Genomic DNA, 24285 nt, shown 5'->3' on the forward strand with positions numbered 1-24285 from the left:
CCGCCCGTGCCCCGGGCCATACCGTCGGCCCCTGTCGCCGGCCCCTGTCGCCGTCCCCTGCCGTCGGCGCGACTCCGGCCCCGCGCCGGTACGGCTACGTGTCGTCGGTCAGCTCGTAGACGCTGTGGTCGCCGGAGCGGAAGCGGCGCTTGGCATGGACCCACAGCTGGGTGCCGGGCCGCATCAGGGTCTCGTCCACGAACAGCCACCGCACGCCGTAGCGCTCGCGCAGCAGCCGCACCGTGTCCGGCGACGGCTGCTGAAAGACGGCGTCGTTGGCGCGCAGCCGCTCCTGGTCCCCGTACGGGCGGTACCGGGGCGCCTCGCCCGGACGCAGGCCCGCCAGCGAGGTCGCCGTGTACGCCCACCCCTCGACCAGCACCCGCCGCTCGCTCAGCGCGCTCGCCCAGAACCGGCGGCTGTCGCACGGGTCCTCGCCATGCCAGCGGCAGTGCGCGTTGGTGGCGACCAGGTCGTCCGGGTCCGAGTTGGCGCGCAGCCACCGGCCGGCCGCCAGGGCGCCGCGGGGCGCCTCCTCCCCCACGTGCCGGTGCCGGCCGAGCACCAGCGGGCCGGGCGGGGCGCCGGGCAGGAGCTGGGCCGCCCACGCGGCGGGCGTGCCGGCCGCCGTGACCAGGCAGAGCACGAGGGCGAACGTGCGCGCCCGGCTCTGGCGCAGCGCGCGCAGCGCCACCACGGCCACCAGAACCATGCCGAGCAGCGCGGCGTACGGCAGGTACAGCGCGGCGGCGTCCTCGCCGTCCCGGACCGGGACCCCCACGCCGAGCAGCACCCGGATCGCCAGGACGGCCGCCACCCCGGCGCAGCCCGCGCCCACCGCCGCGGCCGGGCGCACCCCGGTCCTGCGGACCACCGTGGCCAGGCCGTGGCAGGCGAGGATCGCCAGGTACGGGAAGGGCGCCTGAAGGAAGTACCCCTGCGACAGGTTCGGGTGGCCGAGCAGCAGCGCGGCGCCCAGCCCGGCCGCGCTCATGCCGAGGATCAGCGGCACGGGGTGACGGGCGAGCAGCCGAGGCCGGCACAGCAGCCCGAGCACACCGCACCAGGCGATCGCCGCGCCCAGCAGGCACAGCAGTGACGCGCCGGCCAGCGCCTGCCACGGGACCTCCGCCCGCGCTCCGGCGCCCGTCAGGTTGCGCCAGGTCACCCGGACCATCGACAGCGGATCGACGACGATGCCCTGCCGTGCGCCCCCGAACAGGACCGTCTGCGCGAACACGAGGCATGCCACGGTCAGGCCGAGCACCGCGGCCGCCTGCCTGGGCGGCCGGAACCACGTGACCGTCTCCACCACCACGACCACCAGCAGGCCGGCCGCGAGCAGGGGCAGGTAGGTGGCCTTGGCCCCGGTGAGGACCATGAGCATGACCGTCAGCACGGCCCACCAGCCCCGGCTCCGCCGCCGCCCGGGCAGGTCGAGGAGCAGGAGCATCACGGGCGCGAACAGCAGGGCCGCGAAGGTCTGGGTGGGGCTGGCCCACGAGTACGGCGGCGCCCAGGTCAGCAGGCCGGAGACCGAGCCCGCGTACAGGCCGGGCGCGGCCACGAACACCGTGGCCACCACACCGGCCAGCGCCACCTTCCGCGAGCCCGTCATGCGGTGGCCGACCATCGCGATCAGCACGACGAACGCGGCCAGCATGGGCAGCATGGCGAGCCGGAAGAGCAGGATCACCGACTCGATCCCGGTGACCCAGCTCGCCGCCGCCAGGTGCGCGTACACGAACCAGTGGTACGCGAGCGGCTCCCCCACGACCGACGGCACCATGGGCGGCACGTGGTGCCTCAGCTCGCCGGTCAGCGCCAGGTGGAAGGGCATGTCCACGGGCGACCTCAGGAGCGACGGCCAGGTGAGCGGCTGGCCGGCGAAGAAGCCGGCGGCGACCAGCGCGATCACCGCGATCACGACCAGGGCGAGGCTCCACGACCACCACAGCGGGGCGTGGCCCGCCTCCGGCCGCCGCCTCCAGTGCGCGCGCAGCCGGGGAACGGCGGCGAACAGCGCGTACGTGCCGAGCGGCCACACCACGACGAGCACCGGCTGCCCGAGGGCGCGGGCGGGCAGGTAGGTGAGCACCTCCAGCGCGTAGCCCAGCGCCACGCCGAACGCGACCTGCTCCGGCAGCACGTGCGCGCGACGGTACAGCGCCCGCACCCAGAGCGTGCCGGGCAGCGCCAGGCCGAAGGCGACGTACAGGCCGAACACCACCATGTCGCGGGCCGCGACGCCGTTCAGTCTCAGCGCGAGCGCGGCGCACGCGAGCACGGCCACCGCCGGCAGCAGGCGCGAGAGGCGGGTCAGCGGGCGGGACGGAAGGTGCGCGGGCGCGGGCGCATCGACGGATGCCGGGGACTGCGGGAGGGGCGGGGCGTCGGCCATGCGCGCAAGCTTGGCGACGCCGCCCCGCTCGCGGGCCGCGTATGCCCTAGTGGTGCGATGTTCTTGCATCTGCTTTGCCGGGCTTCACGGCCCCCGCACAAGGCTCATCGCAAAGACGGACGCATCATTACAACCCCCTTTTTGTCTCCCGACACGCCCAACCCCTATCGAGTGCTGTCATTGTCCGCCCCACGCGATCACCGCCCGAATTCATCCCTACTCTGCGTCGAGATGCATTCACATCGCCTTTGCTCCCTTTTTACCTAGCAACCGCGTTCTTGGGGGTTTCGCATGCCGGACAGCGAGGAGAAGATCGGCCGGAGACGTCGCCGGGCTCGTGTGGTGCCGGCGGTTCTCGGAGGGACGGCCTGCGCGGCCGCCCTGCTCTGGACCGCCTGGACCCTGACGCCTCTGCCCGGCGGCGAGCAACCGGTCGATCCGCTGGCCGTGCCCGTGTCCGTGGAGTCGAGCACGACGGCGCGGCCCCCCACCTCCACCGTCCAGCTCAACCAGGTGCCGGACCACGTGGTCAGAGCCGTCCTCGCCGCCGAGGCCGCGGCCCCCGCGCCGGAGACGGGCGTGAGCGTGGAAGGACTGGCCCGGGGGCTGTGGTTCGGGCTCACCGGACAGAGCACCGGCGACTTCGCGATCACCCAGCGGATGGTGCGCAACCAGCACGCCGAGGACTCCTCGTTCCTGCGCCGGCTCGCCGACCTCGCGATCACCGCGAAGGTCGAGCTGTCACGCTCGCGCGCGTGGGTGCTGGAGAGGTACCTCAACGTGCTCGACCTCGGTCAGGGGCCCCAGGGGATCCAGGCGGGGGCGCGGGCGTTCTTCGGCAAGGACGCCCAGGAACTCACCGTGTCCGAGGGCGCCTACCTGGCCGCGGCCATCCGGCGGCCCGACCCGGCCGGCGGCGCCTCGCCCGAGCCGGTCGCGGGCATGCGCGCCCGCTGGCGCGAGGTGATCCGCGCCATGCGCCAGGAGGGCGCCCTCAGCCCGGCCCAGGCCGCCGTGCAGCGCTTCCCCGCCACGGCGGACGGCGTCCGTCCCGTGAGCAACGCGGCGGACGGCGTCCGTCCCGTGAGCATCGCGGCCGACGGCCCCGGGGCGGCGCGCGCGGCCGTGGTCTCGGCACTGGGAGCCGGGGCCGCGCGGGCCATGCCCGCGGCGGCGCTCGGCCCGCAGCGCCCGCGCGCCCGGCAGGCGCGGCAGCAGTGCCCGCCCGGCTCGATCATCTGCGCGGAGAACGAGCTGCCCGGGAGCCCGGAAAGCGAGTGGGACGTGGGCGGGTCCGGCAGCCCTGACATGCAGGGCTTTCCCGCCCAGATCAGCGTCGGCCAGGGCGAGACCATCGACTTCAAGGTCAACACCCCGGCGACCGACTACCGCCTGGACCTCTACCGCATCGGCTACTACGGCGGCATGGGCGCCAGGCACGTCGCCACCGTGCAGCCGTCGGCCGCGCTCCCGCAGACCCAGCCGGCCTGCCTGAGCGACGCCACGACCGGCCTGATCGACTGCGGCAACTGGGCGGTGTCCGTCTCCTGGACGGTGCCGGCCACCGCCGTCTCGGGCGTCTACGTGGGCAAGCTGGTGCGCGAGGACGGCCCGGACGCCGCCGGCCAGGTCATCTTCGTGGTCCGGGACGGCCGCGCGTCGGACCTGCTGTTCAAGACCTCCGACACGACCTGGCAGGCGTACAACAGCTACGGCGGCAACAGCCTGTACCAGGGCTCGCCCGCGAACCGCGCCTACAAGGTGAGCTACAACCGCCCGATCATCACCCGCGGGATCACCAACGGGTCGGCGAACTACTTCTTCAACGCCGAGTACCCCATGATCCGCTGGCTGGAGGCCAACGCCTACGACGTCGGCTACATCTCCAGCGTCGACGCCTCGGCCCGGCCCGCCGACCTGCTCGACCACAAGGCGCTGCTGTCCGTCGGTCACGACGAGTACTGGGCCAAGGAGATGCGGGACAACTTCGCCGCGGCCCGCGACGACGGCGTGGACATCGCCTTCTTCTCGGCGAACGAGGTCTTCTGGAAGATCCGCTGGCAGAACAGCATCGACGGGTCGGACACCCCGTTCCGCACCATCACCTGCTACAAGGAGACGATCGCCAACGCGAAGATCGATCCCAGCCCGCAGTGGACCGGGAGCTGGCGAGATCCGCGCTTCTCACCGCCCTCCGACGGAGGCATGCCGGAGAACCAGCTCACCGGCACCCTGTTCATCATCAACGGCATCGTCAACGACGCGATCCAGGTGCCCTCGCAGTACGCGCCCATGCGGCTGTGGCGCAACACCTCGATCGCCAACCTGCAGCCGGGCCAGGTCGCCACCTTCCCCGCCGGCACGCTCGGCTTCGAATGGGACAACACGCCCGACAACGCCGTCGCGCCCGCCGGTCAAGCCGGCTTCTCCAGCACCACCCTCAGCTACACCAACAAGTACCTGCTCAACTTCGGCAGCGCCTACGGCGCCGGCACCGCGACGCACCACCTGACCCTCTACCGGAAGTCGGGCGGCGGGATGGTGTTCGGCGCGGGGACCATCCAGTGGGCCTGGGGGCTGGACGCCGACCACGACCGGGCCGGCAGCCCCACCGACGTCCGCATGCAGCAGGCGACCGTCAACCTCTTCGCGGACATGGGCGCCCAGCCGGCGCTCCTCCAGCCGGGCCTGGTCCCGGCGACTCCGTCCACCGACACGGCGCCCCCCACCTCGGCGATCACCGCACCGGCCGTGGACGCCACCGTGCGGACCGGCGTGCCCGTCACGATCAGCGGGACGACGGCCGACACCGGCGGCGGCGTGGTCGCGGGGGTGGAGGTCTCCGTCGACGGCGGCACCACGTGGGCCAAGGCCACCGGATTCGGCCCCTGGCAGTTCACCTGGGTGCCCACGGGCAACGGACCGACGACGATCATGTCGCGGGCGGTGGACGACATCGGGAACCTCCAGACCACCCCGGCCTCGCGCTCGGTCACGGTCGTCACGAGCTGCCCGTGCTCGCTGTGGAACTCGACGATCATCCCCTCCGTCCTGTCGATCAACGACACGAGGTCCGTCGAGCTCGGCGTGAAGTTCCAGGCGTCGCAGGAGGGCGCCGTGTCCGGCATCAGGTTCTACAAGGGCGCCGGCAACACCGGCACCCACATCGGCAGCCTGTGGAGCAGCACGGGCCAGCTCCTGGCGCAGGCCACCTTCACCAACGAGACGTCCACCGGCTGGCAGCAGGTGAAGTTCGCCACGCCCGTGCAGCTGACGCCGGGCACCACGTACGTCGCCTCCTACTTCGCGCCGAACGGCGGGTTCGCCTACAACTACGACTACTTCGCGGCGCTCTACACCAACGGACCGCTGTCCGCGCCCGCGAGCACCGCGACGAGCGGCAACGGCGTCTACCGGTACGGGGCCACGAGCGGCTTCCCCACCTCCACCTTCCGGATGACCAACTACTGGGTGGACGTGGTGTTCGCGCCGACGAGCCTGTGGCCGAGCACCGCGGTGCCCTCGGTGGTGACGGGCACCGACGGGAGGTCCGTCGTGCTCGGGGTGCGGTTTCGCTCGATCGTGGCCGGCACCATCAGGGGCATCCGCTTCTACAAGGGCCCGCAGAACACCGGAACGCATGTCGGCAGCCTCTGGACGACCGGCGGCCAGCTGCTCGGGAGCGCGACCTTCACCAACGAGACGGCGTCCGGATGGCAACAGGTGCTGTTCAACACGCCGATCCGGATAACACCGGGGACCAACTACATCGCGTCCTACATGGCGCCGGCCGGGCATTTCTCCTACGACCAGAACTACTTCACCACGACGTACCAGAACCCGCCGCTCATCGCTCCGGCGAGCACCGCGACGAGCGGCAACGGACTGTACCGGTACAGCGTCGACAACAAATGGCCGACCGAGACCTACAAGGCCAGCAACTACTGGGTCGACGTGGTGTTCGACGCCGACTGAGACACCGGCCGGGACGGACGGCTGAGTCGGGTCGCTGAAACGGGTGGCCGGCGCCTCGCGGCGCGGGCCACCCGTCCGCGTGAACGCGTCTCTAGACGGCCGGTAATACCGCGCCAAGGAGAACGCAATGCGGCGCCGCCCGTCATGGCCGCCGCACCGGGCGTGTGATGCGATGACCGCCAGGAGCCATGGCGAAAGGACCGTTCCGCGAACGCGCGTCCGCCAAGGGCGCCTTCGCCGAGATATCGGAGGATCCATGTCGGAGTCAGTGTCGGTGGTCATCCCGTGTTACCGCTCAGCGCTGACCCTCCCGGTGCTGGTGCCCAGGCTCGTCTCCGTCCTGCGCGAGCTGAACGTCCGGTACGAGGTGATCCTCGTGGTCGACGGCAGCCCGGACGACACGTGGCCGACCGCCGCGGACCTGGCCGAGCGGGTGGAGGGCGTCCGGGCCATCCACCTGTCGCGCAACTACGGCCAGCACAACGCCCTGGTGGCGGGCATCAGGGAGGCGGGTTCGCAGGTCGTCGTCACGATGGACGACGACCTGCAGCACCCGCCCGAGCAGATCCCGAACCTGCTGGCCGCGCTGGAGGGCGACCGGCTCGACCTGGTCTACGGCGTCCCGCACGTGGAGGAGCACGGGTTCCTGCGCAGCTTCGCCTCCCGCTCGGTGAAGGCGTGCATGTCCGCCACGCTGGGGATCCGCACCGCCCGTAAGATCAGCGCGTTCCGCGCCTTCCGCACCCACCTGCGCGACGGCTTCGCGCAGCTGTCGGGCCCGCACGCCTCCATCGACGTGGCCCTGTCCTGGGCCACCACCCGCGTCGGCTCGGCGCACGTGCACATGAACCACCGCCGGCACGGCCGGTCCAACTACTCGCTGCCCCTGCTGGTCCGGCACACGGCGAACATGGTGCTCGGCTACAGCGCGGCGCCCCTCCGCCTGGCCAGCTACCTCGGCTTCCTCGTCGGCCTGGTCGGCCTGCTGCTGGGCGTGGCCGTCCTGTGGCACTTCGCGACGGGCAGCACGACGGTCGCCGGGTTCACCACGATCGCCTCGATGGTCGCGCTGTTCTCGGCCGCGCAGCTCATCGCCATCGGCGTGCTCGGCGAATACGTTGGCCGCATTCACGGCAGCGGAATGGGACATCCCACCTACGTGATCCGGGAGCGGGTCGGCTCGGCCGCCCCCGTCGGACTGCCCCGGCAGAGCAGCGGCGCGGGCGCGCCCGCGCGCAACGCGCCTTAGCCGTACGCGGCCGGCGCCATTGCGTCATCGGTTCTCCACCGACGGGCCAAGCTATAGCCCGCGAATCCGCGGGACGCGCGCCGACACGGTCCGCGTCAAATGGGACGGGTTAGAAACAGGAGCAGGAATTTCGGCCGGGGTCGTTTCGTGCTGAGGAAATGTCACCGGCTCGATGAAACACCCGTCGAATGGAGTGAGTGTGCGTTTCTTGCCCGCTCAGGAGAACATCACGGCCGGAGTCATCGGCCTGGGATATGTCGGATCGTGTATAGCCGCGACCCTGGCCGACAGGGGCGTCGACGTGATCGGCGTGGACACCGACGCCTCGCTCGTCGAGGAGCTGAGCGGCGGCCACTGCCGGTTCAGCGAATCGGGGCTGCCCGAGATCGTCTCCCGCCTGGCCGGCACCACGAGCTTCACGGCCACCACGGAGTGCGCGGCGGTCGCCTCCGCCGATGTGGTCATCGTCACGGTCGGCACCCCCGTCCGGGACCAGGGCGTGCTGATGGACCTCCAGCTCAGGAGCGCCTGTGAGGAGCTGAGCAAGCACCTGCGCCCCGGCCAGCTCCTGATCTTCAAGAGCACCGTCCCGCCGGGCATGACGCGGGAGCTGGTCGTACCGCTGCTGGAGCGTTCCGGTCTCACCTGCGGAGCCGACTTCGGCCTGGCCTTCTGCCCGGAGCGGCTCTCCGAGGGCAACGCCCTCAACGAGCTGCGCACGTTCCCCATCGTCGTGGGCGGCTGGTGCGCCGACAGCACCGAGGCCGCGGCGGCGTTCTGGCAGCGCGCCCTCGGCGTCGAGGTCATCCGCTGCGCGTCGCTGGAGACGGCCGAGATGGTCAAGCTGGCCGACAACTGGTGGATCGACCACAACATCGCGATGGCCAACGAGCTGGCCCAGGTGTGCGCCACGGTCGACGTCGACGTGCTCGACGTGATCAGCGCCGCCAACTCCATCAAGAAGGGCAGCGGGAGCGTCAACATCCTCCTGCCGAGTGTCGGCGTCGGCGGCTCGTGCCTGACGAAGGACCCGTGGATGCTGTGGCGCTCGGCCGGTGAGCGCGGCCTCGACCTGCTGACCATCCCCGCGGCGCGGCAGGTGAACGACGGCATGCCGCGCTACACCTTCCGCCTCATCGTGGAGGAGCTGGCCAAGGTCGGCCGGGCGCCGGAGGAGGCCAAGGTCGCGGTGCTGGGGCTGGCGTTCAAGAACAACACGGGCGACCTGCGGGCGACGCCCACCCAGCCCGTCGTCGCGGCGCTGCGGGAGGCGGGCGCGCAGGTCGCGCTCTTCGATCCGCTGGTGGACGACGACGAGGCCGAGAAGACGTTCGGGCTGCGGCCGTGCGCCTCCGTCGAGGAGGCCGTGCGCGACGCCGACTGCCTGGCGGTGCTGGCCTGGCACCGGCCGTTCCAGAGCCTGGACTTCGCGCGGATCCGCGGGCAGGTCGCCGCGTCGTGCGCGGTGATCGACGGGCGGGCCTACTACCCGCGCGAGACGATCGCCCGCCTGCGTGAGCTGGGCTTCGCCTACCGCGGGATCGGACGGTAGACGCCATGGCACGCGTGGTCGTCACGGGCGGCAGCGGGTTCGTCGGGACCCATCTCGTCGAGCGGCTCGCCGCGGAGGGCAACGAGACGACGGTGTTCGACTTCGGCGGGCCGCCGCCCGGCCTGCCCGAGCGCGGCGGCGCCGTCCGGTACGTCAGGGGCGACATCCGGGACCGCGACCAGGTGGCCGCGGCCATCGAGCCCGGGGTCGAGGTCGTCTACCACCTCGCCGCCGTGGTGGGGGTCGACCGCTACCTCGACCAGCCGCTGGACGTCATCGACATCAACCTCATGGGCACGAGGAACGTGCTGGAGCTGGCCGAGCGGACCGGCGCGAAGGTCGTGCTGGCCAGTACCAGTGAGGTCTTCGGCAAGAACCCGGCGGTGCCCTGGGCGGAGAACGACGACCGGGTGCTGGGCAGCACCGCCGTCGACCGGTGGAGCTACTCCTCCAGCAAGGCGCTGGCCGAGCACCTGACGTTCGGGTTCATCCGGCAGCGCGGGCTGCGGGCGACGATCGTGCGCTACTTCAACGTCTACGGCCCGCGCCAGCGGCCCGCCTTCGTCGTCAGCCGGACGATCCACCGGGCGCTGAACGGCCTGCCGCCGGTCGTCTACGACGACGGGGGCCAGACCCGGTGCTTCACGTTCGTCGACGACGCCATCACGGCCACGCTGACGGCCGGGGCGAGCGAGAAGGCCGACGGCGAGTGCTTCAACGTCGGCAGCTCGGAGGAGACGACCGTGGGCGAGGTGATCCGGCTCGCCCTCGAACTCGCCGGCGACGGCCGGTCGACGGTCCCGGTCGACACCGGGGCGCGGCTCGGCGGGCGGTACCAGGACCTGCGCCGCCGTATCCCCGACGCCCGCAAGGCGTACGAGGTGCTCGGCTGGCGCAGCACGACCGGCCTGCGCGAGGGGCTGGCCCGCACCATCGAGTGGGCCCGGGCGAACCCCTGGTGGCTGGAGCTGCCGGACAGCGGCCAGTCCTAGCCCCGGACGGCACACGGGGACGGCACCGGATGGTGCCGTCCCCGTTCTGCTGTCAGCGGCCTGCCGTCAGCGCCTCGCGCGGGCCGGGACGAGCTCGACGAACATCTGCGACGGCCGGCCGCCGAGGAGCCCCCTGGCGAGGTCGAAGGCGGCGAAGCCGGCGGCCAGGATGGGGAAGAGCGGATGGCGGGTCATCGGGCGGTCCGCGGAGACCTTCACCCACCCGCGGCGGACCAGCCCCGCCAGGATGCTGGTGCCCCAGAACGGGGCGCCCTGCGTGTAGGCGAAGCGGTGGACCGTGAACCCGCACGCCAGAGCCAGCCTGGTGAAGTTGCGCCGGTCGAACAGCACCCAGTGCCGCGGGCAGTGGTAGCCGCCCCAGTCGCGGTGCCGGAAGATCCGGGCGTCCATGCTGTCGGTGTTGGGCGTCTTGATGAGGATCACCCCCTGCGGCGTCAGGTGGCGGCCGAGCGTCCTCAGCACGTCACCCGGGTCGCTCACGTGCTCGATCAGGTTGATCAGCAGGATGAGGTCGAACCGCTGCTCGGTGGAGAAGTCCTCGACGCGGCCGCAGAAGAACTCGTGCCCCCGCGCCACGGCCCGCGACTGGGCGGCCTCGTCCAGGTCGACGACCTGGGTGAAGGACACGCGGGAGTCCAGGCCGCGGATGACGTCGAGCTGCCAGCCGTCTCCCCCGCCGACGTCGAGCACCTTCAGCTCGTCACCGGACAGCCGCGACAGGATGCGCCGCAGCCGTACCGCGTCGAGCCGGTCCTTGACCCGGTGGGCGAAGGACTGCTCGTCCGACGCGTAGGCGTAGTAGTTGGCCGGGTAGATCTCGGCCAGCCGGTCGACCGGCATGGGGTCGAGGAAGAGGGCGCCGCAGCGCGCGCAGCGGTAGTACTGGAACTCCTGCTCGCTGGTGCGGTACTCGACGTCGCGGGCCGTCGCCCAGTGCTCGGCTCCGGCCTCCTGGCACGCGGGGCACCTCGTGCTCGTGCCGGCGTCGGCCGCCCGCGGCGCCCGGCCGCGCATCGTCTCGGTGTGCTCGTTCATGTCCTGTCCAGCTGACGCCAGGTGCGGTAATAGGTGGTCCGGCGCCGCTGGAGCAGCGGCGCGACGTCGGTGTTCATCAGGAAGAGCTCCACGTCCTTGAGCCGGGTGAAGGACACGCTGGGGTCCCAGTGGTGCAGCAGGTGGCGGTTGAATCCGGCCGCGCCGAACACGGCGGCGAACAGCCCGTCGCCGAACAGCCGGTTGACGGGCCCGTGCGGCACGACGCTGTAGTCGGTCAGGTCGTCGGCGAACTCGCTGCGGTGTTCGAGCACCTGCCGGACGGTGTTGAGCAGCGGCAGGAACAGCAACTGGCCCATGGCCCAGGCGACGGCGAGGACGACGGCGCCGCTCCACAATGCGCAGACGATGACCAGGGCGTTGAAGAGGCCGGAGACGAGGAACACCACGTCCACGGAGCCGCCCTTCGCCTGCTCCTCCCCCGGGCGGGACTTGCTCCTGACCACCTCGCGGTAGCCCTTCAGCGCCCGGACGAGCCGGATCCCGGTGAATCCCTCGACCAGGAAGCGCCGGTTGAGGGGGGCGAAGTAGCTGCGCTCCGGGTCGCGGGTGGTGCCGAGGTAACGATGGTGCTCGAAGTGCACCTTGCGGTAGGACTTCACGTTCATGCCGACGAACAGGCCGACGAACGAGTTGGTCAGCGCGTCGCTGGTCTCGCGGCCCGGCGCCAGGTTGTAGTGGGCGCCCTCGTGCAGGTACGTCATGAGGTAGTGCAGCCAGAAGCCCAGCAGCGCTCCCCCGGCGAGGGCGAGCAGTCCCGAGGCCGGCCAGGTCGCGGCGGTGACGTTCCCCAGGTAGACGATCAGCGCCGCCGAGGCGACGAGCGCGAGATGGCCGCAGAGCAGCGTCGCCCAGACCACCTTCCAGCGGGGCGTCAGAGTGCGCCGGAAATCGACGTACCGGGTGCCCGAGGAGTCGACCAACGTGGAATGGCGCACCTTGCCGATGTCCAGGGCTTCGGCGTCTACCTGCACGGCAGTCCCCCTTCTGCTGAGCCTTCCGGAACTCTAACCAAAGGCTTCGCGATATCGGGGACCGCCGTGCGGAGGTGCGAATTAACCGATGTCAAACAATACGTCAACCCAGTAATTCGCGCCCTGGTAGGTGCTGGTGGGGAACGTGTTGGTCGCCCCGTACGTGAACACGCCGTTGGTGCCGGAGGTTCCGTTCTCCAGCGCCGTCAGCGGGTAATGGCTCTGCCTGTTGAAGAATCCCTGCACCGTGTACGAGAAATGCCCCGCGTCCGTGTGATAGGAGGCGATATAGGTGGTGTTAGCGGTTATCGGGATGGGCTCCACGAAGACGGCCTGCTGCCAGCCCGAGGCGGTCTCCCCGCTGAAGTTCACGCTGGCGACCTCCTGGCCGCCCGCCGTCCACAGGGTGCCGACGTGCGTCCCGGTGTTCTGCGAGCCCTTGTAGAACCGGATGCCCCGCACCGACCCCGCCGCGACGCTGCGGAACTTGACCCCCACCGTCACCGGGTCGGTGTCGCTGTGGTTGGCCACGTCGGGCGTGGCCGCGTCGCTGAACACGGTGTCCGACTGCACGAACACCGGCTCCACCCAGTAGTTCGTGGCCTGGAAGGTGCTCGTCGGGAACGCGCTGGAGGCGCCGTAGGTGTAGACGCCGTTGCCGCCCGACGCGCCGCTCGACGGCGCGCTCAGCGGCGGGTTGTTGTACTGGCTGGTGAAGTAGCTGAGCGTGTACGAGAAGTGCCCGGAGGGCGTGAAGTACGAGGCGATGTAGGTGGTGTTGGCGTTGATCGAGACGGGCGAGGAGAAGTTCGCCTGCTGCCAGCCCGACGCGGACTCTCCGGAGAAGGTCACGGTCGCGAGCTGCTGGCCGCCCTGCGTCCACAGGGTGCCGACGTGCGTCCCGGTGTTCTGCGAACCCTTGTAGAACCGGATGCCCCGGACGGCCCCGGTCACGGAGGACCTGAACTTGACCCCCAGCGTGACCGCGTCGGTGCCGGTGTGGTTGGCCACGGCGGGCGTCGCCGAGGGCGCCCACAGGGTGTTGGTGACGACCTGCACCACGCCGGGCGAGGTGCTGGGGGCGAAGTGGATGACCTGCTCACCGGAGAAGGTGTCGCCGCCCAGGTAGACGGCCCTGATCTCGTGGTCGCCGCCGTCCAGGTTGGAGACCTGGAGCTGGGCGTGGCCGCTCGGGTCGACGAAGTCCGTGCCGAGCAGGGTCGTCCCGTCCTTGAAGGCGACCTCGCCCTGCGGGATGACGTCCCCCGACTCCGGGGTCACGGTGGCGGACATCGTGATCTGCTGACCCTCCCGGGAGGGGCTGGGCGTGACGGTCAGCGCCGTGTCCGTCGGCGGGTCGTCCGGCACGGAGACGCGCGTGAACGGGCCCGTCGTGGTGCCCTGGAGGTTCAGGTTGTTGGTGAAGACGAGAACCCTGCCCTTGACCGCGGCGCCGGTGCTGACCGTCGCCGTGTTCGACGCGAGCACGTTGCCCTGGAAGGTGGAGTTGACCCCGAGCGTGGCCGAGCCGCTGAGCTGGAAGAAGACGTTGTCGGCCTGCGCGCCGCGGACGAGGTTGATGTTGCTCACCGTCGCGGTGGTGAGCGTGGACGCCTGGAAGACGAAGATCGCGTTCGGGTCGGTCTGCGCGTCCAGGGTCAGCGTGCCGCTGATCTGGAACGCGGTGCCGGACGACGGCGTGTAGACGCCCGGCCCCTTGGTCGTCCCGCCGAGCTGCGCGGCCACGGAGGCGGTCGGTGTGCGCCCCGCGGCGTCGTTGTAGGCGGCCAGCGCGTCGGACTTGGCCGCCGCCGCGGCGGCGTCGCCCGCGTGGATGGTTCCGGACACCGTGCCGGGAGGGAACCCGGTCACGCTGCCGCTCGGGCTCACGCCCAGGTTGCCGTCGATGGCGGTGTTGTTGCTGTTGATGACCGCGGCGCCCGCCATGACTCCGTACGACGCCGCGTTCCCGAGCACGATCGGCGGCGCGGCGAGGGCCCTTCCAGGCATCACCACGACGACTCCCGTCGCGAGGACGACCGCGAGGATCGTCCCCAGTGCGGAACGGCGGGAGCCCGGCCGGCGCGGGAGAACCGCGCGGCGGGCGCGGGCGCCGGCGGACGGCGCCTCGGGTGATGAGTTGATCGGCCCTGGTGTGCGATGCGACTCAGCGGCTTTCGCGTGGCCGGGCCCTTCGGGGTGTTTCACACCGCAGTTGTACTGCAATCATGGCGCTGTGTAACTGAACCACTCTGCCATGTCATGCTAACCGTGCGCCGGCCGGTGCGCCCGGACGATCAGGGAGACCCCGGGAAGCGACTTCACCGGCAGATACCGCTCCGCCGTGACCACCGCCTTGAGCGCCAGGTTGACCAGCGGCGGTGTCTCCATGACGTCCGAGCCGGAGCTGCTCCTGCGGTGGCGGGCCACCACGGGCCGCAGCAGGACGTTCCAGCTCCACATCCGGTCCAGGACGAGCCCCTGGCCGGCCAGCAGGGCGCGCAGGGTCGGCCGGGTGTACCTGCGGACGTGACCGGAGGCCACGTCGTGCGCCGACCAGAGCCTCATGTCGCACGGCACGGTGATCAGCGCCGTGCCGCCGCGGCGGAGCACCCGCGTGATCTCGGCCGCCGCCCGGTCGTCCTCGTCGATGTGCTCCAGCACGTCGAAGGCGAGCACCAGGTCGTACGACTCGTCGGGCAGCGGCAGTTTCCGCGCGTCGGCCTGGATCGCGCGCAGGCCCCGCTCGCGGGCGAGCTCCACCGCGGTCTCGGAGTAGTCGGCGACCAGCGCGTCCCACCCGTGCCGGACGAGGACCCGCGTGTTGCCGCCGCCGGCCGCCCCGATGTCGAGCGCTTTGCCGGGCCGGCCGGACCGGCGCAGCGCGCGCAGCTCCCGGGCGAGGATGGCGCGCCGCTCGCGGTACCACCAGTGGCGGTCCTCCAGCTCGACCGTGCGGCGAATCTCCGTGGCCTCCATGATCCCCTCCTAGCTCAGGCGCCACCTGTGTGGTGGCCGTGTCGTCACGCCCGCACCTGGACCTTGCTGTGGTCGCCCACCATGAGCTGGTGGGCGTTGGGCATGCCCTGGGCCCGGGTCACCTCGACGTTGCGCCCGATGAGCGAGTACGTGAGCCGGGAGACGCCCGTGATGGAGGAGTCCCGCAGCACGATCGCGTACTCGACCTCGCAGTCCTGGAGCAGGCAGCTCTCACCGATGGAGGTGTAGGGGCCGACGTAGGCGTCGCGGATCACGGTGCCGGCGCCGATGACGGCGGGCCCCCGGATCACGGACCCCTCCACCGACGCGCCCCGCCCGATGACGACGTTCCCGCTGATCTCGGAGCGCCCGTCGACGGTCCCCTGGATGTCGGGGCCGATCGCCTCCAGGACGATCCGGTTGCACTCCAGCATGTCCTGCAGCCGCCCGGTGTCCTTCCAGTAGCCGCTGACGAAGTGCGAGTGGACGCTGTAACCGTGGTCGATGAGCCACTTGATGGCGTCGGTGATCTCCAGCTCGCCGCGCGCGGACGGCTCGATGGCGCGGACCGCCTCGTGGATGGCCGGCGAGAAGGTGTAGACGCCGACGATCGCGAGGTCGCTGCGCGGGTGCTCCGGCTTCTCCTCCAGGCACAGGATCTGCCCGTCGGGGCCCAGCTCGGCGACGCCGTAGAACTGCGGCTCGGCGACCTTGGTGAGCAGGATCTGGGCGTCGTGACCCGCCCTGCCGAAGGCGTCCACCAGGTCCGCGATGCCGCCGATGAGGAAGTTGTCGCCCAGGTACATGACGAACGGCTCGTCGCCCAGGAAGTCGCGGGCGATGAGGACGCAGTGCGCCAGCCCGAGCGGCGCCTCCTGGGGGATGTACGTCACCTCCAGGCCGAACCGCGAGCCGTCGCCGACGGCCTCGCGCACCTCCGCCCCCGTGTCGCCGACGACGATGCCGACGCTGGTGATGCCGGCCGCGCGGATGGCCTCGAGGCCGTAGTAGAGGACCGGTTTGTTGGCGACCGGCACCAGCTGCTTCGCCGACGTGTGGGTCAGCGGGCGCAGCCGCGTGCCCTTTCCCCCTGCCAGGACGAGCGCCTTCATCGCCGTGGAGTCCTTTCGCGACGAGCGCGTGGCCCGTGGTGATCAACCATTTCGGGTCGAAGCTACGAACGGCCCGGTTCAGCGGACCTTCGCCGCGCTGCGGCTTGGCCGAAGGTTGTGCGGCGGGTTGCCGGACCTGGACGATCCCCGGCCGCGGAACGTCCAGGTCCGGTGGAGCGCGTAGCTCAGCAGGAACGTCACGGCGATGATCAGCGCCTGGGCGGGCAGCACGGTGAGCCCGGCGAGCTCCACGAGGATCGGCAGCCCCACGAGGGAGGCCGTCAGGATGCTCAGCCCGGCCGCGTAGAACCGCAGGTAGCCGGCCAGCCAGCCGTCACCCGTTCCGGGGAAGACGACCAGCCGGTACCACGGGTACACGATGATCACGGTGACGAGGTGGCTCGCCACCACCAGCCCGAGGTACGGCACCCGGTCCCCGAGCGCGGGCAGCGCCGCGGCGAGGATGCCGTAGTAGATGACGGCCGTCCCGCCGCCGCCGGCCAGGTAGGCCAGCCGGTGCCCGAGTCGCGGGCGGGCCGCGGGGGGCGCGGCCGGCGGCCGGGTCAGGGCGTTCACGGCCCCGCCGGGTGCAGCAGCGCCGTCCGCACGAGGTGGACGGTGACGTGCGTCTGGACCGGCGCGAACCCGTACCTGGCCCAGGCCCGCTGCACCCGCGTGTTGTGGCTCTGGGTGGAGATGACGACCTCCCCCGCGCCGCGGGCCACGGCGTGGTCCTCGACGGCCTTGAGCAGGTGGGCGTAGAGCCCGCGCCCCCGCGCGGCGGGGACCACGCCCGCCAGCAGGATCTCGGTCCGGGGGCCGCTGTCCTCCAGCGTGGCCAGCCCGAGCACGTGCGCACCGTCGTCGATGGCCAGGCAGCCGCCCTCGGCGGCGGAGCGCACCGCCCACTCCTGGTAGCCCTCCAGCGCCGCGGCGGCGTCGAAGAGCGGATCGGCCAGGTAGTGGTTGCCGTACGCGGCGAAGATGTCGGCGACCAGCGTCCCGACCGCGTCGGGAGCGCCCAGCGGCGCCGTGTGGAGGCCGGGCGCGGGCGCGGGAGGGCGGCCCTGCCCCGCGCGCAGGCTCCAGTACACCAGGCAGTCGGCGAACAGGGCGGTCCGGCCGAGCCCGGTCAGCTCCGCGAACCAGCCGACGTGCTCGGCCGGGTAGCGCAGCACGACCACGTCCGCGTCCGACGCCTGGACGGCCGCGCGGACGGCGTCGATCGTGCTCTCCGATCCGGCGCCGACGGTCAGGCGCTCGACCGGGCGGCCGAACCGGGCCGATTCCAGCGGCGACGGCACCGCCCGCACGGTCCGCGCCTCGATCACGTCGTTCCAGGCCATCAGCGCACCTCGAATTCCCGGACGGCGCCGATGACGTGCGCCACGTCCTCCTCGCCGAGGTCGGCGAACAGCGGCAGGCGGACGAGCGTGTCGGCGACCCGCTCGGTGACGGGGCAGCCGCCCGGCGCCGGCCGCCCGTGCCGGATCCCGGCGGGCGCGTCGTGCAGCGGCTGATAGTGGAAGGCCGCCCCCACGCCGCGGTCGGCGAGGTGGCCGATGAACGCCTGCCGGGTGGCGAGGTCGGGCAGCAGCAGGTAGTAGAGGTGGGCGGGGTGCTCGCACCCGTCGGGAACCGTCGGCCGGTGCACCCCGTTGCTCTCCGCCCAGCCGGCCAGGCCCTCGTCGTAGGCCCGCCACACCGCCAGCCGGCGGCGCTGGATCACCTCGAAGGACTCCAGCTGCGCGGTGAGCTGCGCCGCGAGCAGGTCGGACGGCAGATAGCTGGAGCCGAGGTCGACCCAGCGGTACTTGTCGACCTGGCCGCGGAAGAACCGGCTGCGGTCGGTGCCCTTCTCGCGGATGATCTCGGCCCGTGACGCCAGCTCCTCGTCGTTGACGAGCAGCGCGCCGCCCTCCCCGCACTGGACGTTCTTGGTCTCGTGGAAGCTCTGCGCGGCCAGGTCGCCGAACGACCCGAGCGGCCGGCCCTGGTAGGAGCCGCCCAGACCGTGCGCGTTGTCCTCGACGAGCGCGAGGTCGTACCGGTCGGCGAGCTTGCCGAGCTCCTCCATCGCGCAGCCGACGCCCGCGTAGTGGACGACGGCGATGGCGCGCGTCCGCTCGGTGATGGCGGCCTCGACGAGGCGCTCGTCGATGTTCAGCGTGTCCGGCCGGCAGTCGGCGAACACCGGCACGGCGCCGCGCAGCACGTACGCGTTGGCCGTCGACATGAACGTGAACGAGGGCACGATGACCTCGTCGCCGGGGCGCAGGCCCAGCAGGAGCGCCGACATCTCCAGGGCGTGCGTGCACGAGGTGGTCAGCAGCGCCTGGCGCGCTCCGGTCAGCTCGGCCAGCAGCGCGGTGGCCCGGCGGGTGAACGGCCCGTCGCCGGAGGTCCGTCCGTTGTGGACGGCCTCCGCGACGTAGTCGAGCTCGCGCTCGCTGACGTACGGCCGGTTGAAGGGAACGGTTCTGGACGCGGTGGTGCTCACTGCCGCAGTGAATCCCGGCGGAACCCGTGGGCCGGCGGCGCGCCACCGTGTGTGGCGGAGCCGTTGCGCAAGCCTTACCCGCAGCCGACCGGCTTCGGTCAGGCAGCCGGAGTGGTGGGCGCGGTGACCTGGGTGAAGTCGTCGCACTGGTCGGCCCAGAGCGGCTCGACGGGCGGCTTCCCCGCGGTCAGCCGGCAGGTCGTCTCCCTGATGCCGCCCTCCGCGGTGACCACGGTGACCAGCAGGGCGTTGAGCGGCACGGCCTCCGTCAGCGAGACGCCGACCACCCCGGCCGGGTAGTTCGGCACCGTGTCCAGACTGTGCCAGGGCGCGTCGGAGCGAGGGTCGCGGACCCACGTCGTTCCGCCACGGGTGTACGCCGCGAAGTTCGTGTCGAACGGGAAGAAGGTGAGCGACACGAGCGTCGTGTCGATGTCCGGGACGGCGGTGCCGGCGGGTCCCGCCGGCCCCCTCGGCCCTGCGGGCCCTGCCGGCCCTGCCGGTCCCGCCGGTCCTGTCGAGCCGGGCCGCCCCTGCGGGCCGCTCGCGCCGTCCTTGCCGGCCGGGCCCACCGGGCCGCGCTCGCCCTCGTGGCCGTGCGGCCCCCGGCGTCCGCGCGGGCCCACCGGACCCGGCCACCCCCGCCCGCACCACGCGCGCCGGCACCCGCAGTGGTGCCTGCGGCAGTGCGCGCCCGCCACGGCGCCGCGGCCGTCCGCGCTCCCCGGCCGTACGCCGGCCACGCCTCCGGTCATGGCGCCCGTGCCGGCCGCGGCCGCGTCCATGCCGGACAGCCCCCAGGCGGCACAGGCCATCGTCAGCGCGAGCGCCGGCGTCCTCATCCCACGAAACACTGCATTCCCCCTGTGTCGGTCAGGTCCTATCGGCGATTGAGCACCTGGTGCTGCACTACGGGGGATTCGCTGGGCTCGAAGTAGACCCATCCTTCGTGGACGGCGCTGCCTCCGTCCAGGTAGACGGCCTGGATCAGGTGCACGCCCCTGGTGAGCTCGTCGGTGGTGAACCTGGCGATGCCCATGCCGTTCAGCTGGGCCGAGCCGAGCTCGGTCGACCCGTCCCTGAAGACCACCTTGCCGCCCGCGTGGACGCCGTCGAAGGTGCCCTCGACGACGGCGGTGAAGGTGACCGGCTCGTTCAGGCGCGAGGGGTTGGGCGAGGAGGTGAGCGTGGTCGAGGTGGGCGGGCGGACCGGCAGCGTGATGTGGGTGGTGGGCTCCACGTCCGTGCCCGTGAGGGCGACGGAGGTGTCGAGCGACATCGCCCGCCCGACCATGGCCACGCCCTCGTTCACCACGATCCCGTTACGGGCCAGGATGTTGCCGCGGAAGGTCGAGAGTGTCCCGAGGCCGACGGTGCCCGCGACCGCCCAGAAGACGTTCTTCTCCTGGGCGCCGTTCACGACGTCGATGTTGCTCACCCGGGCGGTGTCCAGGGTGGTGTCCGCCCGGAAGATGAAGACGGCGTCGGGGTCACCCTCGGCGTCCAGCTTGAGGGTGCCGTCGATCTGGAAGGCGCCGCTCCGGCTCGCGTACACGCCGGGGCCCAGGGTCCGGCCGCCGAGCTGCGAGGGGATCGAGCTGTTGGCCGCCCGCCCCCGCGCCTCCTGGTAGGCGCTCACCGCGTCCGCGTGGGCCCGCGCGGCGTACCCGCCGTCTGTCTCGATGTCGCCCAGCACCACTCCCGGCGGGAAGCCGGTGACGATCGTGCCGGGGCTGACGACGATGTCGCCCGCGATCCTGGTCAGGTCCGTGCTGTTGACCGCCAGGCCCGCCATGATCGCGCAGTCCTCGGCCAGACCCAGCTCGATGGGCGACTGGCGGGCGTCCGCGGTCCGGGTGGAGGCGGTGAGCAGCCCCATGGCCAGCAGACCCGTCAGCGCAGCGGACAACCATGAACGCGGCGAAAGATTGGCCATGCCCGCAAGTGTGGCGACCGGATCACTCCCGACAGGCCCGGACATCGCGCCGGAGCCATGTCATTGCCAGTCCTTGCCTGCGCCACGACCTTCGCCGCCCGCCCCCTCGCGGGCGCCGCCGCCGACACGCCGGACCTCCGGCCGAATCGGCGGCACGAGATCACCTGACTCCTACAGTCGGGTGATATCTCATCTCGAAACGACGGGGGTCCAGACATGAGAGAGAAACTGGTGGTCGTCGGCCAGGGATACGTCGGCCTGCCACTGGCGATGCGAGCGGTCGACGCCGGGTTCGACGTCGTGGGGATCGACGTCGACGACTGGCGGGTCAAGCGGCTCAACGCCGGGGAGTCGTTCGTCGAGGACATCGGCGACGACCAGGTGGCCGCCGCGCTGAGCTGCGGACGCTATCTCGCCAGCACCGACTACGCCGACGCCGCGGGCTTCGACGTGTGCGTGATCACCGTGCCGACGCCGCTGTCGGAGGGCGCCCCCGACCTCTGCCACATCGCCTCGGCCGGCCGGTCCATCGCGCCGCTGCTGCGGCCGGGCGCCACGGTGGTCCTGGAGTCGACCACCTATCCCGGCACCACCGAGGAGTACCTGCTGCCGATCCTGGAGGACGGCTCGGGGCTGCGCGCGCCCGAGGACTTCCTGCTGGGCTACAGCCCCGAGCGGATCGACCCGGGCAACGCCGTCTGGCGCCTGGACAACACGCCGAAGGTCGTCTCCGGCCTCGACGAGACCTCGCTGGAGCGCATCCAGGGCTTCTACCGGCGCGTCGTGGACCAGGTCGTGCCGGTGTCGTCGCTGCAGGTGGCGGAGCTGTGCAAGCTGCTGGAGAACACGTTCAGGCACGTCAACATCGCCCTGGTCAACGAGCTGTCGATCTTCGCCGAGCAGCTCGGCATCGACGTCTGGGAGGCCATCGACGCCGCCTCGACCAAGCCGTTCGGCTTCATGCGCTTCACGCCCGGTCCCGGCGTCGGCGGGCACTGCCTGCCGATCGACCCGTCGTACCTGTCGTGGAAGGTCAAGCGGAGCCTCGGGCACAACTTCCGGTTCGTGGAGCTGGCCAACGACATCAACGACCACATGCCCGACCACGTCGTGAACCGGCTGATGCTGGCGCTCAACCAGCGCGGCAAGGCGCTCAACGGCAGCCAGGTGGTCGTGCTGGGACTGGCGTACAAGAAGAACGCCGGCGACTGCCGCGAGTCGCCCGCGATCGAGGTGGTCAGGGCGCTGCACAAGCTGGGCGCCCGCGTGCGGGCCGCCGACCCGCACGCGGCGGACTGCCGGCTGCCGGCGGGCATCGAGATCGTCGAGGCCACGCGCCGGGAGCTGGCCGAGGCGGACGCGGTCCTGGTGCTCACCGACCACGACGACTTCGACTACGAACTGGTGCGGGAGGTCAGCCCGTACGTCTTCGACACCCGCAACCGCTGCCGGGGGCCGAACGTCGAGGTGCTGTAGAACCCCACCCGCGCGCGAGGCCCTCCGGAGTCCTTCCGGAGGGCCTCACTCATGTCCCGGTGCTCACGCCCCGGTGCTCACGTCCCGGCCTGCTCGGCCGGTGCGATCGGGCCGGGGGCCGTCGCGACGGTGTCCGGACCGGGCAGCACCTGGCCGAGCCGGGCGGCCGGCGTGCCCGCCGCCGTCACCAGCACGAGCGCCAGCGCCCAGACGCGCGGGCGCGGCAGACCGGCCGCCCCCAGCAGGGCGGCCACCGCCAGCACCACTCCGGCCAGCGTCAGGTACGGCAGGTACAGGGCGAGCTCCCCGCCGCCCGGCCGCAGCGGGACGTGGACGCCGAAGACCCAGCGGACGGCGCAGGCCGCCGCCACCCCGGCCAGCGCCGCGCACAGCCCGGCCCTGAACGAGACGCCCGCCTTCCTGATCACGCAGCCGAGCCCGTAGACCGCGGCCATCGCCAGGTACGGGCAGGCCGCCTGGAGGTAGTCGCCCTGTGCCTGGTACGGGTCGCCGAGCAGCAGCAGCGCCCCCAGCCCGGCCGCGCCCATGCCGAGCGCCAGCACGACCGGCGGGCGCGCCAGCAGCCGGGGCCGCCGCAGCAGCCCGAGCACGCCGCACCAGGTGATCGCCCCGCACAGCAGGCAGAGCGCGGTGACGCCGGCCAGCGACGACATCGGCGCCTCGGCCGGGTCCCCCGCGCCGGTCAGCCCGGCCCAGGACGCCCGCACGAACGCCAGCGGCTGCACGGCCGTCCCCTGCCAGGCGTCGCCCAGGAGGGCCGCCTGCGCCGCGAGCGCGCACGCCGCCAGCCCGAGGGCCGCGGTGGCGCGGCGGGGCAGCGAGAACCACTTGACCGCCTCGACCGTCACGACCGCCAGCAGCCCGGCCGCCAGCAGCGGCACGTACACCGCTTTGGCCCCGGCCAGGGCGGCGAGCAGCACGGCGAACAGCAGCCACACGCCCCGCCGCGACGCCCGGTCGCCGAACAGGTCGAGCAGCAGCACGACGAGGGGCGCGAACAGCAGCGCGCCGAAGGTCTGCGCGGGCATGGCCCACTCCTGCGCGGGCGTCCAGGTGAGGAGACCGGCGGCCGTCCCCGCGTACAGGCTGGGCGCCGTCACGAACGCGGCGGCCGTCAGGGCGGCCAGCGCCTGACGGCGCGAGCCGGTGAAGCGGCGGCCCGCCATGCCGAGCAGCACGACCAGCGCAGCCAGCATCGGCAGCGGGGCCAGCCGGAAGAGCAGCACGGACGGCTCCACGCCGGTGATCCAGCTCGCGGCGGCGAGATGGGCGTGCACGAACCAGTCGTGGCCGAACGGCCCGCCGCCCGGTCCGTGGCTGATCAGCCGGTTGATCATGTCCAGGTGGGGCAGGGCGGCGACCGGCGCCGTGCCCCGCGGTCCGGCGATCGGGTGGGCCGCGAAGTAGCCCACGGAGATCCACAGGGTCAGGCCGATCACGGCCAGCGCGAGGCACCACGACCACCACAGCGGGGCCTTGGGCCGGCGGGTCACCCTGCAGTGGGCGCGCAGCCGCGGCACCGCGGCGAACAGCGCGTAGGTGCCCATCGGCCAGGCGGCCACCAGCAGCGGCGCGCCCGCCGCGCGGGCGGGCAGGTAGCACAGGACTTCGGCGGCGTAGCCGAGCGCCAGGCCCAGGGCCAGCTCCTCGGGCAGCGTGTGCGGGCGCCGGTAGAGCACTCGGACCCAGAGCAGGCCGGGCAGGGCCAGGCCGAGCGCGGCGTAGAGGGTGAAGACGCCCAGGTCGGAGATGGGGACGCCGTGGAACCCGAGGACCGCCCCGACGCAACCGGCCACGGCCACCGCCGGCAGCCAGGCGGACGGCCGCAGCGAGGGCGGGGCCGTGGGGGGCGCGCCTTCCGTGAGGGGGTCGGGGGCGAGAGGCGCTGAACGCGGAAAGGGTGGAGCTTCGGCCATGCGGGCAAGCCTGACGACGTCCGGGCCCCCGCCGGCGCGGGAAAGCCGACCCACGGCGATGTCCTTGCCAATCCTTGCCGGTTTTCGGGGAAGGCCGGGAACGACGCCTCACGCGGGCGGCGCGTCAG

17 protein-coding genes are annotated in these 24285 nt (G+C 72.1%); 5 read left to right on the forward strand and 12 right to left on the reverse strand.

All coding sequences use genetic code 11. The features are described 5' to 3' along the window. Positions 1 to 94: 94 nt before the first annotated feature. Positions 95 to 2401: a hypothetical protein gene (locus ACIBG4_RS12665; RefSeq protein ID WP_397201925.1), complete on the reverse strand. Its 2307-nt coding sequence runs from the start codon at positions 2399 to 2401 to the stop codon at positions 95 to 97. 291 nt (positions 2402 to 2692) lie between these two features. Here ACIBG4_RS12665 and ACIBG4_RS12670 point away from each other — a divergent pair, with 291 nt between their 5' ends. From ACIBG4_RS12670 to ACIBG4_RS12685, 4 genes are all read left to right on the forward strand, one after another. Further along, a complete protein-coding gene (locus ACIBG4_RS12670) occupies positions 2693 to 6376 on the forward strand; it encodes a DUF4082 domain-containing protein (RefSeq protein WP_397201926.1) in 3684 nt (1227 codons plus the stop codon). A 256-nt stretch (positions 6377 to 6632) separates the two neighbouring features. Further along, complete coding sequence (locus ACIBG4_RS12675; RefSeq protein ID WP_397201927.1) at positions 6633 to 7625, forward strand: glycosyltransferase family 2 protein; 993 nt, start codon at positions 6633 to 6635, stop codon at positions 7623 to 7625. Between the two features lie 199 nt (positions 7626 to 7824). Beyond that, entirely contained in the window at positions 7825 to 9177 is a 1353-nt protein-coding gene (locus ACIBG4_RS12680) for a nucleotide sugar dehydrogenase (RefSeq protein WP_397201928.1), read from the forward strand. Positions 9178 to 9182: 5 nt separating this feature from the next. Continuing rightward, a complete protein-coding gene (locus ACIBG4_RS12685) occupies positions 9183 to 10169 on the forward strand; it encodes an NAD-dependent epimerase/dehydratase family protein (protein ID WP_397201929.1) in 987 nt (328 codons plus the stop codon). A 66-nt stretch (positions 10170 to 10235) separates the two neighbouring features. Here ACIBG4_RS12685 and ACIBG4_RS12690 read toward each other — a convergent pair whose 3' ends face one another. From ACIBG4_RS12690 to ACIBG4_RS12735, 10 genes are all read right to left on the reverse strand, one after another. Then, the gene (locus ACIBG4_RS12690) at positions 10236 to 11225 is read right to left on the reverse strand and encodes a class I SAM-dependent methyltransferase (RefSeq protein ID WP_397201930.1); all 990 of its coding nucleotides are present in this window, start codon (positions 11223 to 11225) and stop codon (positions 10236 to 10238) included. Beyond that, complete coding sequence (locus tag ACIBG4_RS12695) at positions 11222 to 12217, reverse strand: fatty acid desaturase (protein WP_397201931.1); 996 nt, start codon at positions 12215 to 12217, stop codon at positions 11222 to 11224. The genes ACIBG4_RS12690 and ACIBG4_RS12695 overlap by 4 nt, the downstream gene beginning before the upstream one ends. 81 nt (positions 12218 to 12298) lie before the next feature. Then, positions 12299 to 14227: a DUF4082 domain-containing protein gene (locus tag ACIBG4_RS12700; protein ID WP_397201932.1), complete on the reverse strand. Its 1929-nt coding sequence runs from the start codon at positions 14225 to 14227 to the stop codon at positions 12299 to 12301. Between the two features lie 255 nt (positions 14228 to 14482). Beyond that, complete coding sequence (locus ACIBG4_RS12705; RefSeq protein WP_357620673.1) at positions 14483 to 15196, reverse strand: class I SAM-dependent methyltransferase; 714 nt, start codon at positions 15194 to 15196, stop codon at positions 14483 to 14485. A 44-nt stretch (positions 15197 to 15240) separates the two neighbouring features. Next, positions 15241 to 16308 (reverse strand): glucose-1-phosphate thymidylyltransferase, encoded by a 1068-nt coding sequence (locus ACIBG4_RS12710; protein ID WP_310716378.1) that lies wholly within the window; start codon positions 16306 to 16308, stop codon positions 15241 to 15243. A 78-nt stretch (positions 16309 to 16386) separates the two neighbouring features. Further along, positions 16387 to 16884, reverse strand: a complete 498-nt coding sequence (locus ACIBG4_RS12715) for a GtrA family protein (protein WP_397201933.1) — start codon at positions 16882 to 16884, stop codon at positions 16387 to 16389. Next, the gene (locus ACIBG4_RS12720) at positions 16881 to 17654 is read right to left on the reverse strand and encodes a GNAT family N-acetyltransferase (RefSeq protein WP_397201934.1); all 774 of its coding nucleotides are present in this window, start codon (positions 17652 to 17654) and stop codon (positions 16881 to 16883) included. The genes ACIBG4_RS12715 and ACIBG4_RS12720 overlap by 4 nt, the downstream gene beginning before the upstream one ends. After that, entirely contained in the window at positions 17654 to 18808 is a 1155-nt protein-coding gene (gene rffA, locus ACIBG4_RS12725) for a dTDP-4-amino-4,6-dideoxygalactose transaminase (RefSeq protein WP_310716372.1), read from the reverse strand. Before rffA ends, ACIBG4_RS12720 begins: the two co-directional genes overlap by 1 nt. Before the next feature lie 98 nt (positions 18809 to 18906). Further along, positions 18907 to 19650 carry a hypothetical protein gene (locus ACIBG4_RS12730; protein WP_397201935.1) on the reverse strand — a complete coding sequence of 248 codons (744 nt, stop codon included), beginning with the start codon at positions 19648 to 19650 and terminating at the stop codon, positions 18907 to 18909. Positions 19651 to 19688: 38 nt separating this feature from the next. Then, positions 19689 to 20717: an ice-binding family protein gene (locus ACIBG4_RS12735; protein WP_397201936.1), complete on the reverse strand. Its 1029-nt coding sequence runs from the start codon at positions 20715 to 20717 to the stop codon at positions 19689 to 19691. Between the two features lie 243 nt (positions 20718 to 20960). Between ACIBG4_RS12735 and ACIBG4_RS12740 the strand changes: the two genes are divergently transcribed. Further along, positions 20961 to 22220, forward strand: coding sequence for a nucleotide sugar dehydrogenase (locus tag ACIBG4_RS12740; RefSeq protein WP_397201937.1), 1260 nt, complete (start codon positions 20961 to 20963; stop codon positions 22218 to 22220). Positions 22221 to 22297: 77 nt separating this feature from the next. On the opposite strand, the gene ACIBG4_RS12745 is transcribed toward ACIBG4_RS12740, so the two are convergent. Then, positions 22298 to 24157, reverse strand: coding sequence for a hypothetical protein (locus tag ACIBG4_RS12745; protein ID WP_397201938.1), 1860 nt, complete (start codon positions 24155 to 24157; stop codon positions 22298 to 22300). Positions 24158 to 24285 lie beyond the last annotated feature (128 nt).

The organism is Nonomuraea sp. NPDC050383, assembly GCF_044459125.1.
In the GTDB taxonomy this organism is placed as follows: domain Bacteria; phylum Actinomycetota; class Actinomycetes; order Streptosporangiales; family Streptosporangiaceae; genus Nonomuraea.